Genomic DNA, 17,030 nt, shown 5'->3' with positions numbered 1-17,030 from the left:
ATAATTTTAAATAGAACCTGCATAACTGCAGGTTCTATTTAAAATTATATACTAAACCACCATTATTTGTTTTTCCTTAGTATCTATCATTTTATCTACTTCTTTAATAAATTTGTCTGTTTCCTTTTGGATGATATCTTCTGATTTTTTCACTTCATCTTCACTAATTTCGCTACTTTTTTTCAAAGCCTTAATTTTATCATTAGCATCTCGCCTAATAGACCTTATGGCTATTTTAGCATCTTCTCCTGTTTTCTTAACAGTTTTAAGCAATATTTTTCTTGTTTCCTCAGTAAGTTCAGCAATAATCAATCTAATGGCTGAACCATCATTGGATGGGTTTAACCCTAAATCAGATTTCAATATAGCTTTTTCTATATCTTTCATAGATGATTTATCCCAAGGCTGAATAAGCAATACTCTAGGTTCTGGTGCAGAAATGTTTGCTAGTTGACTCAGTGGCACAAAACTCCCATAACATTCAACCTGAACCCTATCCAGCATTTTAGGATTTGCTCTTCCTGCTTTCATACCTTCAAACTCATGCTTTAAAACAGCAATAGTTTTATTCATTTTTTCATCAGCAATACTAATAATTTCCTTAATCATAGAATTCCCTCCATATTATTGTTATTCTTTAATAGAAGCAGTTACTAAAGTACCAATTTTCTCTCCTAAAACTGCTTTTTTTATATTTTCTGGTTTATCAAGTCCAAAGACTAATATAGGTATATTGTTGTCCATACATAATGAGGTAGCAGTAGAATCCATAACTTGAAGTCCTTTTTCAAGCACATTAAGATAACTTAGTTCTTCAAACTTAACTGCATCATTATAAATATGTGGATCCTTATCGTAAACACCATCAACTTTTTTAGCAAGCAGAATTACTTCAGCTTCTATTTCTGCTGCTCTGAGTGCTGCTGTTGTATCAGTTGAAAAATATGGATTACCTGTGCCAGCTGCGAATATAACAACTCTACCTTTTTCCAAATGTCTCATTGCTCTTCTTCTTATAAATGGTTCTGCCACTTCTTTCATTTCAATGGCAGTTTGTACTCTAGTATTAACGCCTAGATTTTCTAGTGAATCTTGAAGTGCTAATGCATTGATGCAAGTTGCCATCATTCCCATATAATCCGCAGTAGTTCTGTCCATGCCTTCACCACTTCTACCACGCCATATATTTCCACCACCAACAACTATTCCTATTTCAACACCGAGCTTTACCAATTCTTTTATTTGAAGTGCTATATCATTTGTAGTATCAAAGTCTATTCCAAATCCTTGCGTGCCGGCTAGTGCTTCTCCGGAAATCTTTAGCATAATTCTTTTATATTTAGCAACCTCCATAAACATTACACCTCCAAATTTAAAGTATTACTTATTTTAAAAAAGAGAACACGTAGTGTCCCCTTTAATTATTATTTGCCCTCAACTTGTCTTCGAACTTCTTCTGCAAAGTCTTCTTCTTTCTTTTCTATACCTTCGCCTCTTTCAAATCTTACAAATCTTGTTATTTTTATTTCAGCACCAAGTTTTGCAGATTCTTCTTGAAGATATTTTGTAATAGTATAATCAGCGTTTTTAACCCAAACTTGCTCAAGCAAACAAACTTCTTTATAATATTTATTGACTCTACCCATAACCATTTTTTCAACGATTTTTTCTGGTTTTCCTTCGTTTAAAGCTTGAACCCTGTATATTTCTTTTTCTTTTTCTAAAGTTTCATGATCAACGCATGTATTATCTAAGAATAGTGGACTAGCAGCTGCAATTTGCATTGCAACATCTTTAGCAATCTGAATTAACACGTCATCTTGTTTGTCGCAAGCTAGTTCTACTAAAACTCCTATTCTTCCGCCACCATGTATATAGCTTTGAACTATGCCCTTTTCAATAGAAAACTTTTGAAATCTTCTCACAGACATATTCTCACCCAATTTTGCTATTAGTGCTGTAACAGCATCATTAATAGTAATTGCTCCATCAGCTATGTATTTTTCTGAAACAAATTCATCAATAGTAGTTGAAGAAGTTTGCGCTGCTTGAATTGCTACGTTTTTTGCTACAGTAATAAAATCTTCATTATCAGCAACGAAATCTGTTTCACAGTTAACTTCTACAATAGATCCAGCCTTCATATCTTCTGAAATAGATGTGCATACTAATCCCTCTGCAGCTATTCTTCCAGCTTTTTTAGCAGCTGCAGCTAATCCTTTTTCTCTTAAAAGTTCAATGGCTTTATCCATATCACCCTCTGTTTCACTTAGAGCTCTTTTACAATCCATCATTCCAGCCCCAGTTCTTTCTCTCAACTCTTTAACCATGCTTGCAGTAATCATTATTTATTTCCTCCTATTCCTATCTAACTTAAAAGGTAAATGAAAGAATTAACTTCCACCTACCCCTCAAATGTTATTTCATAATTATGTTTTAGATAAATATAGTTACTATTCTTATTAGATAAATATAGTTACTATTATTCAGCTAATTGTTCGCCTTGTCTTCCTTCTATAATAGCATCAGCTAATCTTTCAGTTATTAATTTAACTGCTCTTATAGCATCATCATTACCTGGAATTACATAATCAACTTCATCTGGATCACAGTTAGTGTCAACTATAGCAACTACAGGAATTCCAAGAATTTTAGCTTCAGATATTGCATTTTTTTCTTTTCTTGGATCTACAATAAATAGAGCTCCAATTTTGTTAGCATCCATACTTCTGATTCCGCCTAAATTCTTTTCTAGTTTTTCTCTTTCATTTAAAAGTTTACTAACTTCTTTTTTAGGAAGAACTTCAAAAACTCCATCTTCTTCAATTTTATATAATTCTTCTAATCTTTGTATTCTTGTTTTAATTGTTTTGAAGTTTGTTAACATTCCGCCTAACCATCTATTGTTTACAAAATGCATTCCTGATCTTATAGCTTCAAATTTAATAGCTTCTTGAGCTTGTTTTTTTGTTCCTACGAATAAAATATCCTTGCCTTCTTCAGATACAGATTTGATAAAATCATATGCCTCATCGATTTTTCTAACTGTCTTTTGTAAATCGATAATGTATATTCCGTTTCTTTCTGTAAATATGTAAGGAGCCATCTTAGGGTTCCATCTTCTAGTTTGATGTCCGAAATGAACACCTGCCTCTAATAATTGTTTCATTGAAATAACTGCCATTAATAGTAACCTCCTTGGTTTTTACCTCCATTACAATCATCTTATTGAAGACCAAATATTGGCACCCTTCCATAATCAAGCAATGTGTGTATTTTCTCACGAACTTATTGTATCACATGCTAAATATGTATTCAATAAAAATTTTCAATAAAACTAAAAACTTTTAATAGCATTAAAAATAATACATTTATCCTAATGTTCATTTAATACATATTTATACTTAAAAACGAAAATAAATTGAGTCAGAGCATAATTGCCCTGACTCAATTTATTTTATTTTTTTTAGTTCATCCATTAGTTTCTCATTTAAAATTTTAATATGAGTCCCCTTCATTCCAAGTGATCTTGATTCTATCACTCCCGCACTTTCAAATTTTCTAAGTGCATTGACTATAACAGATCTTGTTATTCCAACTTTGTCCGCTATTCTAGATGCTACGAGTAACCCTTCCATACCATCTAATTCATTGAAAATATGTTGCACAGCTTCAAGTTCTGAATAAGATAAGGTTCCAATAGCAAGCTGTACTACAGCTTTCTTTCTTGCTTCTTCTTCTATCAAATCATTTTTAGCTCTCAAAATTTCAAGTCCAACTATAGTAGCACTATACTCAACTAAAACTAGATCATCATCTGTAAAATCTTTATCAAATCTTGCAAGTAAAAGAGTTCCTAGTCTTTCTCTATTCCCATTTATTGGTACAATAGTAGTTATTTTATTTTTTATTGTACATTTACTATCTTCAAATACGCAAGTATCTTTGTTAGTAAGATTAGCCTTTGTTTCATTAATATTAAGCAAACTATTATTATAATGTTCTGGGAATCTCATATTTTTTATAATATCATCTTTCATAATATCACATTCAAACCCGCTTGATAAATCATAACCTAGTATTTTTCCTTTTCTGCTAATAATATATACACTACACTGCAATACATCACTTAACAAATTACAAATATCATCAAAAACTACAGGCTCTGTTCCTGATTTTTGCAATATTTTATTTAACATTCTTGTTTTAGCTAATAGCGACACAATATTCCTCCTCGTTTATGTTATAAAACACAACCTATATTATTTAACCCAACTCATAAAGCAACTTTATTCATAAACCACTTCAGAATAGATAAAATTCAAAATATTTAAAATTTTTAGAATCGTTCCTTCTCTATTTAATAATATCACAATATTCATGCTATATCAACAGTGTTTTCATGATTTTCGACATAATATTTATGAATTTCAGTGAATTGGTTAAATAATTACAGGAATTGTGTCTTTATTTTACTTTTCTTCAGTAATTTCCTCTACTTTGTACTCCTTATGTTTACATTCTTTATTAGAACATTCCATATATTCGCCTTTAGTTTTACTATATCTTTTTAGCATATATTCATTACACTCTGGGCATTTTATGTCAGTAGGCTCAAACCAACTTACGAAATCACATTCTGGGTAATTGCTACATCCGTAAAACTTAGTGCCCTTCTTACTTCTTCTTTCTAAAATTTTCCCTCCACATTTAGGACAAGGAACTTCTAATTCTTTAGTAATTGCTTTTGTATTTTTACACTCTGGATATCCAGGACATGCCAAGAAATCACCAAATCTCCCATGTTTTATTACCATGAACTTACCGCATTTATCGCATTCTACTTCTGTAACCTCATCTTCAATGGTAATTTTAGCTATCTCTTTTTCTGCAATTTCAATATCCTTTTTTAATGGTGTGAAAAATTCATTAACTACATTTTCCCATTTTTCTTGTCCTTCTTCTATAATATCTAAATTATTTTCCATTTGTGCTGTAAACTCGATATCCACTATTTGTTTGAAATATTCACTTACAATGTTATTTACTATATGACCCAGTTCTGTTACTTCCAATATTTTTTTATCTTTTTCTACATATCTCCTGTTTAGGAGTGTTGTAATAATTGGTGCATAAGTACTCGGTCTGCCTATACCATTTTCTTCTAATGCTTTCACTAGAGATGCTTCCGAATATTTTGCAGGAGGTTGCGTAAAATGCTGTTTACCTTCAGTTTTTTCACTTTGTAGAATATCTTCTTCATTCAATTCTGAAATTTTCAAATTATTTTCTTCTTCATCCAACTCTTCATCATATATTTTTCTAAATCCATCAAATGCTACTTTAGATCCTGATGCCTTAAGCATATATTCTCCATTGATAATATCTATAGAAATAGTGTCAAGTAAACATGATGCCATTTGACTTGATACATATCTATTCCAAATCATTGTATACAGCTTATATTGTGGAGCTTTTAGAGTTTTCTTCGCTATTTCTGGCGTTATTTCAACATAAGAAGGTCTAATAGCTTCATGAGCATCTTGTATATTCTTTTTACTCTTAAATATTCTAGGAGTACCCGGATAGTATTGCTCCCCATACTTACTACAAATAAAGTCTTTTGCATTTATTTGGGCTTCTTCAGATATTCTAGTGGAATCAGTTCTCATATATGTAATTAGTCCTACTGTCCCATGTCCTTCTATCTCCATGCCTTCATATAATTCTTGCGCAATAGACATAGTTCTTTTAGTTGCAAAATTAAGTTTTCTGTATGCATCCTGCTGAAGGGTACTTGTTGTGAATGGTGGTAGTGGATTTTTACTTTTAGACATTCTTTTTATCTTGCTTACAATAAACTCTTTTTCATTAAGTGAATTAATAATGATTTCACTTTCTTCTTTAGAATTTATTTCGATTTTTTCTCCACCCTTAGAAGTTAATTTAACATTTAATTTCTGTTTATCTCCATCTTTACAGAGCTGACATTCTATACTCCAATACTCTTTAGTGATGAATTTTTCTATTTCTTTTTGTCTATCACAGATTATTTTAAGTGTAACTGATTGAACACGCCCCGCGCTAAGTCCCCATTTAACTTTTCTCCAAAGTATAGGACTAATTTCATATCCAACTAATCTATCAAGTATACGTCTTGCTTGTTGAGCATCTACAAGCGTTGCATTTATTACTCTTGGAGTTTTTATGGCATTTTTAACAGCCGTCTTTGTTATCTCATTAAATTCTATCCTGCATTTTTCTTTGTCATCTATTTTCAAAGCTTTTGCTAGATGCCAAGCTATAGCTTCACCTTCTCTATCAGGGTCAGTGGCCAAGTAAATTTTGTCGCTTTTTTTTGCTTCTTTTCTTAATTTATCAAGTAGTTCACCTTTACCACGAATAGTTATATATTTAGGCTGATAATTATTTTCTATATCAACCCCCAATTGACTCTTTGGCAAATCTCTAACATGTCCCATGGACGCTTCAACTACATAATTACTACCTAAATATTTTTTTATAGTTTTAGCTTTTGCTGGTGACTCAACTATAACAAGTTTTTGTCCCATCTTATCCCCTCCATCAATGTATTATATCTTTTTACTTATATTTTGTTGTTTACTTTTACATAATAGTTTCCTGATAAACATAATATTTCATTTTTAATCTGCATTTCAAATAATACCTCATATAATCGTTTTATGTCAATGTTAGTTATTCGAACAATATCATTAATATGTAGTGGACTATCATTTATAATGCTATATATCCCACTATGAATTTCATTATTAGCAGACCTTCCAGTGGTATCATTTTGATTTTTTATTTCTATTCCAATTAAATTAAATATATCATTTACACAGGTTAGAGGGAAGGCGCCATCTTTTATTAATTTATTTGTTCCTTTGCTTTCCTCTGAAAATATAGACCCTGGAACAGCCATAACATCCTTACCTTGTTCAAGAGCTAAATTTGCTGTAATTAGGGATCCGCTTTTCTCACCAGCCTCTATTACTATAATAATATCACTTAGAGCGCTTATGATTCTATTCCTCAGCGGGAAATTATAGGCATATGGCGGTGTGCCCGGTAAAAATTCTGATATAACGGCTCCCTTTTGCACTATTTTATTAAAAATTTTAATATTTTCTTTGGGGTACACTATATCCAGGCCTGATCCCAAAACTGCACAAGTATAGCCTTCATTATCCAAACAGCTCTCATGAGCAAAAGTATCAATTCCCTTAGCCATTCCACTAATAATATTAATATTATTAGCACATAAATCTCTGCATATAATTTTAGTAACATCCTTTCCGTAATTTGAATACTTCCTTGATCCCACTATAGAAATATTATACCCCTCATTTAGCGGCGTTATGTTCCCTTTATAAAATAATGCAAATGGTGCATCATCATAATTTTTTAATTTCATAGGATATTCATCTTCTAGATAAGTGATTGATTTTATTTCATTAATTTCTAAACTTCTTTTTACATTAGCAATTTCACTTTCATTCCAAGCATTATTTAGTACATCAATTAAATTATTTTTAAAATATTCTGTTTTTTTGTTATGTACACCATAATACCATATTTTTTCTGTGTCATGGAAATCATTTATCAATCTCAGCTTAATTTTAGGGGATAATTTAACTAGCGAAAACCATATATCATAATCATTCATTATATCACTATACCTCCAGTACGTTAAATTATTCTTTCATCTATAAATTTTCTGTATTGCATAGCTTCAATGATATGTATATCTAAAATATTATTACTGCTATCTAAATCTGCAATAGTCCTAGCCACCTTAAGAATCCTAGAATAAGCCCTTGAACTTAGATTGAATTTATCATACATGAGTTCCATGATTTTACTAACACTATTATCTAAATGGCAGTACTTTTTAATTAGCTTTTGACTCATTTCTGCATTACAATGAATTATATCTTCCCTGAATCTTTTTTCCTGGATTTTTCTTGCCGCTTCTACTCTTTTTTTAATATCCACAGATTTTTCGCTACTTTCTACACTCGCTATTTTATTGTAAGGCAGAAGATTCACTGCTGTAAAAATATCAATGCGGTCTAGTAAGGGTCCACTGAGTTTACTCAAATACCTTCGTCTTTCATAATCACTACAGCTACATTGCTTTTCATAAGAGCCATAGTATCCACAGGGGCATGGATTTAAAGCACTTACAAGCATAAAATTTGATGGATATTCAACAGTTCCGTTATGCCGGGAAATATTTATTTTTCTCTCCTCCAGTGGCTGCCTTAATATCTCTATTACATTTTTTTTAAACTCTAATATTTCATCTAAAAACAATACCCCTTTATGGGCTAAAGAGATTTCTCCAGGTATTATTTTATTTCCACCACCAACAAAAGCAATTTGCGATATGGTATGATGTGGGTTTCTAAAAGGTCTTTGCAGAATGATTCCCCCATTACCCTCAAGTTTTCCAGAAACACTATAAATTTTAGTAACCTCTAATGATTCCTCCTGACTTAAGGGTGGTAATATAGTGGGAATTCTCTTAGCCATCATTGATTTTCCAGAACCTGGCGGGCCATACATAAGCAAATTATGCCCCCCAGCCGCCGCTACTTCAATTGCACGTTTTGAACTTTCTTGCCCCATAACATCCTCATAATCTAACTCTTCATTGATTAATATTTCTACATCCGCACACTGCTTATAAGGCATTAAATCCTTATAATTTAAAAAATCCACTACTTGCTTTAAATTATCTAGTGGAAATATCTTTGCAGTTTTCACAAGACTACATTCCATTGCATTATTCGTCGGAACTATAAATTTTTCAATTTTGTTTTCTATCCCCTCCATAACCACCGGTAATGAACCTCTTACTTTTTTAAGTTCACCAGATAGTGATAATTCCCCTATAAAAAGATACTCATTAATATCATTAACTATTATTTGTTTAGTTGCTAGCAGTATACCTATAGCTATTGGTAAATCAAATAGAGAACCTTCTTTTTTGAGGTCCGCTGGTGCTAAATTTATAGTTATTCTGCTTACCGGGAAATCAAAGCCCGAGTTTAGTATTGCAGAGCGTACTCGTTCTTTTGATTCTTTAACTGAAGTATCTGCGAGACCCACAATATTTAGAGCAGGGAGTCCGCGAGTAATGTCAATTTCAACTGTAACTATAACCCCTTTAATTCCTGTAAATGCAGCAGACATAATTTGTATTTCCATATTATCACCCTTACCTTTATTATTTGTCATTACATAATTATTGACAAAATAAAATTCAGTAAACTTAATATTAAATTAAATTTACATTAACTTTTGATTTTATGTACATAATTAGTAATATGTAAATTAAAAAAATGTACATTAAACTTATTAATTAAGATTTTATTTTTTTAAATTTAATATTAAATGCATATAAATTAATGAACTTATGGAAGGGTGTTTTATTCATGAAGGCTTTCAATAAAGATATTGGATCACTTGGTGAAAATATATCAGAAATTCACTTAAAAAACTTAGGATATAGGATTTTAGAAAAAAATTTCAGATGCAAATGTGGCGAAATAGACCTGATAGCCACAAATAATGGCTACATTTGCTTTATAGAAGTCAAAACTAGGTATGCAGCTAATTTTGGTTTGCCCGCTGAATCAGTCACTTTTTCAAAGCAATGTAAAATTCATAAAACAGCCCAGGTATATATTTTAAGAAAAAATATTATTAACTATAATTTCAGATTTGATGTTATGGAAGTCCTACTAAACCATGAAAATAATAATTTTTCAGTTAATCATATCCAGGATGCTTTTCAAGTAGGATTTTAGACAAAACAACCAAAAAAAAACAAACGCACTTTTGCAATTTCAAAGTACATTTGTAAATTTTTTGTTAATTATTATTGTTATTTTCTAGTATGTTTCTTAAAAAACTTTTTCTGTGTATTGGCGTAATTCCATGTTTTTTTATTGCAAGTACATGCTCCTGCGTACCGTATCCAACATTTCTTTCAAACCCATAATTTGGGTACTCCTCATGGTACTTTAACATCAGTTCGTCTCTATATACTTTTGCAATTATAGAAGCACAAGCTATACTTATACTTTTAGTATCACCTTTTATTACACCCTCATTTAGTTTCGAAAAGCTTTTTATTTTATATCCGTCAGATAAAACTAAATCCGGCACAATAGAAATTTTCTCACAGCATTCTAAAAATACTTGATTATTACAAACGCCAATACCCTTTTCATCAATTAAGTTATTGTCAATAGCAATGATTTTATAGGCTAGAGCTTTTTCTTTAATAATATAAGATAGTTCTTTTCTGCAAGCTATTGATAATTTTTTAGAATCGTTGGCTCTTAGGATTAGATTTCTCTCCTCACTTGCTGATAAATCTAATATTACAGCCGCTGCTACTATGGGGCCAGCTAAAGGACCTCGTCCTACTTCATCAACGCCAGCAATGTATTTATAATTTCCAAAGCTTTTATCAAATTCGTACATTTTTTTTATTCTCTGAATTTCCTTTTCTTTTAACTCAATACTTTTATACATTTTATCACCTAGTTTTTGAACAGTTTTCCTACCGTCTTGCAGAAGCATTTTTATTATACTTGCTCTATTGACATCTTTGATATCGTTTTCAATTTTTAGCACATAATTACATATTTCCTTATAGCTCATGTTTGAAAAATCAGTATTAAACTCCATTATATTTTCTCCTTAGACTTTACTAAATTGTTACATTTAATCATTTAAAAAAAGACAACCTTCCGTTATTTTCACAAGTAGAAAACAATTAATACTTGCAATCTACTTTTAAACAGAAAGTTGTGTATCTAATAAATTTAAAATGATTATCCTTATATAAATATTTTAAACTTATTTTACTCTTTCTAGAGATATAGCACCTAATTTCCCGCCTCTAAATTCATCTAAAAGCATAACCGCTACTCTATTATAGTCAATGTTGCCCCCAGAAATTACAGCCCCTCTTTTTTTACCTATATTATCCATATTATCTAGTGGATTCTCCATGATTTCTGAAAGTTTATATCTTTCCATTAATCTTTGTGCATTATTAGTCTGAAGCCTTTCTACTAATCTAAGGGCTAATTCCTCAATATCCATAATTTCATCTTTTATAGCCCCTGTAAATGCCAAATTAAGTCCAACTTCTTCATCTTCAAACCTAGGCCATAATACTCCTGGAGTATCCATTAATTCTATGCCTAAGCTAGTTTTTATCCATTGCTTACTTTTAGTAACCCCTGGTCTATCCCCAGTTTTAGCAATATTGTTTTTGGCCAGCTTATTTATAAAAGAAGATTTACCAACATTAGGTATACCAACCACCATAACTCTAGTAACTATATTAACTAATCCTTTTTTTCTCTGTCTATCTTGTTTTTCTTTTAATAATTCATCAAGAATAGGCTTTATACTTTTCAGCCCTTCACCTGTAATACTATTTACAGCCAATGGTTTTACAGTATCAGTTGTAAGATTTTTAATCCATTCTTTAGTTACTTTATCTTCAGCTAAATCACTTTTGTTTAATAAAATGACTCTAGGCTTATCTTTACAAATCTCATCAATTTGTGGATTGGCACTTGATTTAACTATTCTTGCATCTCTAATTTCTATTACAGCATCAACAAGTTTTAAACTCTCTTGAATTTGTCTTCTTGTCTTCGCCATATGACCTGGAAACCAATTTATGGTCATACTCATGCTTATCAAATCCTTTCCATACTATTAAAGGATAAAGCCTTATAAAGGCTTTTCCTCCTTAAAGTTGCTTAAAAATAAAAAGGGACTCTGCAGCCCCCAATTTTATCTCATTCTTTCTTTAACTTTTGCAGCCTTACCAACTCTATCTCTTAAGTAGAATAGTTTAGCTCTTCTAACTTTACCTAATCTTACGATTTCAATTTTCTCAATAACTGGAGCGTTTACTGGGAATGTTTTTTCAACACCAACACCAGATGCAACTCTTCTTACTGTGAAAGTTTCTCTTAAACCGCCGTTTTGTCTTTTAAGAACAGTTCCTTCAAATACTTGAATTCTTTCTTTGTTACCTTCACTAATTTTGATGTGAACCTTAACAGTATCACCCGCACTAAAGTTTGGTAAGTCTGTTCTAATTTGTTCTGCTTCTATTGCTCTTATAATTTCTAACATGTGCATTCCCTCCTAAAATTTTATTGTGACGTTCATACTCATTATAATAAGACAGAGGACCGCCCGTACTAGCACAAGCTACATTTTATCATATATATATATATATATCAACATAAAAATATTTTTTATGCTTATATATATGATATTATTTATTTAATTTCAAATAAATCTTTGTTGCTTATACTACTCTTTTTCTGCTTCCACACTTAATAGTTTTTTATCTTCCTTGGTAAGTTTAAGTTTTTGGAACATATCCGGTCTTTTTTCTTTAGTTATTAAAAGCGACTGCACTCTTCTCCACTTTCGTACGTTTTCATGATGTCCCGAGGTCAATACCTCAGGAACCATTCTATCCTCAAAAGATTCCGGTCTTGTATATTGAGGATATTCTAATACTCCATCATAAAAAGATTCTTCTGTGTAGCTCTCACTACTAGATAATACCCCTGGAATTAACCTACAAATGCTGTCCACTATAGGAATACATGCCATTTCTCCTCCAGTCAAAACAAAATCACCCAGAGATAGCTCCATATCTATATAATCATAGACTCTCTCATCAATACCTTCGTAATGACCACATATAAATATCAATTCACTTTCTTCGCATAGCTTTTTTGCAATTTCTTGGGTAAAAGTATTCCCTCTTGGTCCTAAAAATATTACTTTTCCGCCATTATGCAATTTAACATCTTTAATACTATCCACTAGTGGTTGAGCTTGCATTACCATCCCTGCTCCACCACCATAAGGATAATCATCTACTTTTTTGTGCTTATTTAAGGAATAATCCCGAATGTTATGAGGTGAAATATCCAGAATTTTTTTTTCTATGGCTCTTCCAATGATACTTTGATTAAAAATTTCAAACATTTCAGGAAATAGAGTTAATATATCTATTTTCATTCTAGCCAATCATTCACTGGTTTAATTATTATCTCGCGTTTATCAATATCTATACTAACCACAATATCCTTAAGTACTGGAATAAGCACTTCTTTTTTTCCCTTAACCCAATATACATCATTACCTGGAGTACTAAGAACATCAAATACTTTTCCCAGTTCTTCTCCAGCAGTGTCGAAAACACTGCAATCTATAAGATCAGCTACATAATAGCTACCCTCTGGTAATTCAAGTGCATCTTCCCGACTAACCATCAAATACTTGTTTCTATATAATTCTGCCTGTTCTATGCTGTCTATACCTTCAATTTTTAGTATTGCTTTATCTGCTTGAAGTTTACAACCTTCAACTTTTCTAATTTCCCCATCAATATACACACTTTTTAATTCTTTAAATCTTTCAAGTGAATCTGTTAATGAGAAAACTTTAACTTCACCTTTTAATCCATGTGTTTTACCAATCTGACCTACGCTCATAAAATCTTTCATTTAAAACCCTCCTTTCAATATCGCTTATGTGAATAACTATAATTTTAATAATAAAAACTATTTATTTAAATGTCTCTTGTAGATAAACCCCAATATTTAATTAAAATAAGAGTTAGGCAGAACCCAACTCTTACTTTATTTCAACAACCACTTTTTTGTTTTCTTTAACAGCAGCTGCCTTTACAACAGTTCTAATAGCTTTAGCTATTCTACCTTGTTTTCCTATAACTTTTCCCATATCCTCATGAGCAACAGATAATTCAAGAACTACTGTATGCTCATGTGCTACTTCGCTTACTACTACCATTTCTGGTTTATCAACTAAAGACTTTGCCAATACTTCAAGTAACTGTTTCATGGAAAACTCCTCCATTCATTACTTACAAACTTTTCTAGTTGACTGCTATTTTATTAAGTAATCTCTTAACTGTATCAGAAGGTTGTGCACCATTCTTAATCCAACTAGCTGCTTTTTCAACATCGATTTTAATAGTTGTTGGCTCTGTTGTTGGGTTGTAGTATCCTATTTCTTCGATAAATCTTCCATCTCTAGGTGCTCTTGAATCTGCAACTACTACTCTATAAAATGGAGCGTGTTTAGCACCCATTCTTTTTAATCTTATTTTAACTGCCATGTATATCACCTCCTTAAATTTATTCAATACCAAAGTTTTTTTATTAAAAAGGCATTTTACCAAATAAACCCTTTTTGCCAGGTTTTTGGAATCCTTTTGCTTGCTTCATCATTTTCTTCGCCATTTCAAAATCTTTCAACAACTTATTTACCTGCTGTACCAAAGTGCCTGAGCCATTAGCAATTCTCTTTTTTCTAGAAGAAGAGCTACTAATCATACTAGGATGTTTTCTTTCTGATGAAGTCATTGATTTTATAATAGCTTCAACTTTTCCCATGTCTTTCTCACTTTTAGATAAATCTAATCCCTGCAATTCTTTTTTGTTAGCACCTGGCATCATTTCAAGTATTTTATTAAGTGGTCCAAGTTTTTTCATCTGCTGTATCATTGCTAAATAGTCATCTAAATTAAATTCTTGAGAAAGCATTCTACTTCCAAGTTCTTTTGCTTCATCTTCATTAAAGGACTGTTGTGCTTTTTCAATTAATGAAAGTACATCACCCATACCAAGTATTCTTGAAGCCATTCTATCTGGATAGAAAACTTCCAGATCATTCATTTTTTCACCAACACCAACAAATTTTATAGATTTGCCGGTCATTGCTTTAATAGATAATGCTGCTCCGCCTCTTGTATCTCCATCTAATTTAGTTAAAATCACTCCAGTTATATCTAACTGCGAGTTAAAACTCTCTGCTACATTAACTGCATCTTGTCCTGTCATAGAATCTACTACAAGCATTATTTCACTTGGCCCAACACTGGATTTTATATTTTGAAGTTCTTCCATTAAATTTTCATCTATATGAAGTCTTCCTGCTGTATCTATTATAACTACATTATTACCGTTATCCTTGGCAAAGGCTAAGGATGCTTTTGCTATATCTACAGGACTAACCTTGTCTCCCATAGTAAATACCGGAATATCAATTTGTTTTCCTACTACCTGCAATTGTTTAATTGCAGCTGGTCTATATACATCGCAGGCAACTAATAGTGGTTTTTTGTTTTTCTTTTTCAATGAAAGAGCAAGTTTCCCACCCATTGTAGTTTTACCAGCACCTTGAAGACCTACAAGCATTATTACTGTTAGTCCATTTACAGAAAACTCTAATTTGCTTTCTGAATTACCCATTAAATTAGTTAACTCATCATTAACAATTTTGATAACCTGTTGCCCAGGTGTTAAGCTTTCTAACACTCCATTGCCTAAACACTTTTCGCTAACATTTTTCACAAAATCTTTAACTACTTTATAATTAACATCTGCCTCAAGCAATGCTAATTTTACTTCTCTCATAGCTTCTTTAATATCTTTTTCGGAAAGCTTACCCTTACCTTTTAATTTTTTTATGGTATCTTGTAACTTAGAAGATAACCCTTCAAAAGCCATAATAAACCTCCTAAATGTTTTCACTAATCTGAGTTTTTATATCATATATAAGCTGTTTCATTTTTTCATCTTTTAGATCAGTTTGTAAATTATCTAATTCTGATATAATGTTTTTTAAAGTTTCTTTTAGTTTATGGTCTTTATTTAATAATTTTAATTTTTCTTCATATACTAAAAGCACCTTTTCACATGTTTTAATTGTATCATGAGTAGCCTGCCTGCTAGTATTGTTTATCTCTGCTATTTCTGATAGAGATAAATCATTATTAAAATACAAATCCATTATATCTCTTTGCTTTTCAGTAAGCAATTCACCATAAAAATCAAATAATAGGGAAATTTCAAATCTTTTTTCCATTTAATCACCCTGCTCACAAGTCATATAATATCAGAATTTAAATACCCTGTCAAGTAGTTTTACTTAACAGTTTATTTTTTTTATAAATTAACCTAAAAAGTATTTATTTTAAAACAGCGCCTCTACAAAATCTCTTGAATTAAACTCTTGTAAATCATCTATGCCTTCACCAACGCCTATATATTTTACAGGTATATTAAGTTGTTTTTTTATTGATATTACAACACCACCTTTAGCAGTGCCGTCCAATTTAGTTAGTATTATTCCATCTATAGGACATATTTCCATAAATTGTTTAGCTTGTTCTACACCATTTTGACCGGTTGTGGCATCAAGCACTAGTAAAGTTTCCATATTAGCCTCGCTATATTCCCTTTGAATCACCCTATTTATTTTAGCCAGTTCATCCATAAGATTTTTTTTATTATGAAGTCTACCTGCAGTATCACAAATCAGCACATCAACTTTTCTTGCTTTTGCTGCTTGAACAGCATCAAAAACTACAGCAGCAGGATCCGAGCCCTCTTGATGTTTTATAAGTTCCACGGAGGCTCTACTACTCCAGACCTCTAACTGATCAATTGCAGCTGCTCTAAATGTATCTGCTGCAGCAATTAGAACTTTGTATTTTTCAGCTTTTAGTGCTGCCGCTATTTTTCCAATAGAAGTAGTTTTCCCAACTCCATTAACACCAATTATAAGCATTACTTTAGGTAAATTTTTAGGATTTATTGAATTTTCCTCTTCACCTAATAATTCAATTAAAACTTCTTTTAAACAAGGTCTAATTTCTGCTGGATCTTTTACTTTATTTTCCTTCACCTTTTTTTTAAGCTTTTCTATGACATATATAGAAGTCTCTACACCTATATCTGATGTTATTAATATTTCTTCTAGTTCCTCGTATAATTCATCATCAATTGTAATAGCTAAGTTTAGCACTTCACTAACTTTTTCCGTTATGCTATTTCTAGTTTTAGTTAGACCATCTTTTAGTTTGTCAAAAAATCCTCCGAACATTTATAGTCCTCCTTTTAAGTCTCGCTGTT

At 31.4% G+C, this 17,030-nt stretch carries 19 protein-coding genes; 1 reads left to right on the top strand and 18 read right to left on the bottom strand.

Features of this window, described 5'->3' with window-relative positions:
- Positions 1-51: 51 nt before the first annotated feature.
- The 8 genes from frr to ACREV6_RS05365 all read right to left on the bottom strand — a co-directional run bounded on the left by frr (position 52) and on the right by ACREV6_RS05365 (position 9,237).
- Complete coding sequence (frr, locus tag ACREV6_RS05400) at positions 52-609, bottom strand: ribosome recycling factor (RefSeq protein WP_431576983.1); 558 nt, start codon at positions 607-609, stop codon at positions 52-54.
- A gap of 21 nt (positions 610-630) precedes the next feature.
- On the bottom strand, positions 631-1,353 hold the full coding sequence (gene pyrH / locus ACREV6_RS05395; protein ID WP_431576982.1) for a UMP kinase: 723 nt from the start codon (positions 1,351-1,353) through the stop codon (positions 631-633).
- 71 nt (positions 1,354-1,424) lie between these two features.
- On the bottom strand, positions 1,425-2,345 hold the full coding sequence (gene tsf / locus ACREV6_RS05390; RefSeq protein WP_431576981.1) for a translation elongation factor Ts: 921 nt from the start codon (positions 2,343-2,345) through the stop codon (positions 1,425-1,427).
- Between the two features lie 137 nt (positions 2,346-2,482).
- Positions 2,483-3,184, bottom strand: coding sequence for a 30S ribosomal protein S2 (gene rpsB / locus ACREV6_RS05385; RefSeq protein ID WP_124999055.1), 702 nt, complete (start codon positions 3,182-3,184; stop codon positions 2,483-2,485).
- A 268-nt stretch (positions 3,185-3,452) separates the two neighbouring features.
- A complete protein-coding gene (gene codY, locus ACREV6_RS05380; protein WP_431577084.1) occupies positions 3,453-4,226 on the bottom strand; it encodes a GTP-sensing pleiotropic transcriptional regulator CodY in 774 nt (257 codons plus the stop codon).
- A 246-nt stretch (positions 4,227-4,472) separates the two neighbouring features.
- Positions 4,473-6,572 (bottom strand): type I DNA topoisomerase, encoded by a 2,100-nt coding sequence (topA, locus tag ACREV6_RS05375; protein WP_431576980.1) that lies wholly within the window; start codon positions 6,570-6,572, stop codon positions 4,473-4,475.
- Between the two features lie 35 nt (positions 6,573-6,607).
- Entirely contained in the window at positions 6,608-7,690 is a 1,083-nt protein-coding gene (gene dprA, locus ACREV6_RS05370) for a DNA-processing protein DprA (protein WP_431576979.1), read from the bottom strand.
- A gap of 23 nt (positions 7,691-7,713) precedes the next feature.
- Positions 7,714-9,237 (bottom strand): YifB family Mg chelatase-like AAA ATPase, encoded by a 1,524-nt coding sequence (locus ACREV6_RS05365; protein WP_431576978.1) that lies wholly within the window; start codon positions 9,235-9,237, stop codon positions 7,714-7,716.
- Between the two features lie 227 nt (positions 9,238-9,464).
- Here ACREV6_RS05365 and ACREV6_RS05360 point away from each other — a divergent pair, with 227 nt between their 5' ends.
- Entirely contained in the window at positions 9,465-9,839 is a 375-nt protein-coding gene (locus ACREV6_RS05360; RefSeq protein WP_431576977.1) for a YraN family protein, read from the top strand.
- A 64-nt stretch (positions 9,840-9,903) separates the two neighbouring features.
- On the opposite strand, the gene rnhB is transcribed toward ACREV6_RS05360, so the two are convergent.
- From rnhB to ftsY, 10 genes are all read right to left on the bottom strand, one after another.
- Entirely contained in the window at positions 9,904-10,701 is a 798-nt protein-coding gene (rnhB, locus tag ACREV6_RS05355; protein WP_431577083.1) for a ribonuclease HII, read from the bottom strand.
- 198 nt (positions 10,702-10,899) lie between these two features.
- A complete protein-coding gene (gene ylqF / locus ACREV6_RS05350; protein WP_431577082.1) occupies positions 10,900-11,745 on the bottom strand; it encodes a ribosome biogenesis GTPase YlqF in 846 nt (281 codons plus the stop codon).
- 108 nt (positions 11,746-11,853) lie between these two features.
- The gene (gene rplS / locus ACREV6_RS05345) at positions 11,854-12,201 is read right to left on the bottom strand and encodes a 50S ribosomal protein L19 (RefSeq protein ID WP_431576976.1); all 348 of its coding nucleotides are present in this window, start codon (positions 12,199-12,201) and stop codon (positions 11,854-11,856) included.
- Between the two features lie 183 nt (positions 12,202-12,384).
- The gene (trmD, locus tag ACREV6_RS05340) at positions 12,385-13,107 is read right to left on the bottom strand and encodes a tRNA (guanosine(37)-N1)-methyltransferase TrmD (RefSeq protein WP_431576975.1); all 723 of its coding nucleotides are present in this window, start codon (positions 13,105-13,107) and stop codon (positions 12,385-12,387) included.
- On the bottom strand, positions 13,104-13,595 hold the full coding sequence (rimM, locus tag ACREV6_RS05335) for a ribosome maturation factor RimM (RefSeq protein WP_431576974.1): 492 nt from the start codon (positions 13,593-13,595) through the stop codon (positions 13,104-13,106). Before rimM ends, trmD begins: the two co-directional genes overlap by 4 nt.
- Before the next feature lie 130 nt (positions 13,596-13,725).
- Positions 13,726-13,953 carry a KH domain-containing protein gene (locus ACREV6_RS05330; protein WP_431576973.1) on the bottom strand — a complete coding sequence of 76 codons (228 nt, stop codon included), beginning with the start codon at positions 13,951-13,953 and terminating at the stop codon, positions 13,726-13,728.
- Between the two features lie 34 nt (positions 13,954-13,987).
- Entirely contained in the window at positions 13,988-14,230 is a 243-nt protein-coding gene (gene rpsP / locus ACREV6_RS05325) for a 30S ribosomal protein S16 (protein WP_164955722.1), read from the bottom strand.
- Positions 14,231-14,273: 43 nt separating this feature from the next.
- Entirely contained in the window at positions 14,274-15,623 is a 1,350-nt protein-coding gene (gene ffh, locus ACREV6_RS05320; protein WP_431576972.1) for a signal recognition particle protein, read from the bottom strand.
- 10 nt (positions 15,624-15,633) lie between these two features.
- Complete coding sequence (locus ACREV6_RS05315; RefSeq protein WP_431576971.1) at positions 15,634-15,981, bottom strand: putative DNA-binding protein; 348 nt, start codon at positions 15,979-15,981, stop codon at positions 15,634-15,636.
- A gap of 108 nt (positions 15,982-16,089) precedes the next feature.
- Complete coding sequence (ftsY, locus tag ACREV6_RS05310; protein WP_431576970.1) at positions 16,090-17,001, bottom strand: signal recognition particle-docking protein FtsY; 912 nt, start codon at positions 16,999-17,001, stop codon at positions 16,090-16,092.
- Positions 17,002-17,030 lie beyond the last annotated feature (29 nt).

Source organism: Clostridium sp., assembly GCF_050717515.1.
In the GTDB taxonomy this organism is placed as follows: Bacteria; Bacillota; Clostridia; order Clostridiales; family Clostridiaceae; genus Clostridium_AD.
Note: the sequence above shows the minus strand (reverse complement) of the source record. Positions and strands in the feature narration are given on the sequence as shown.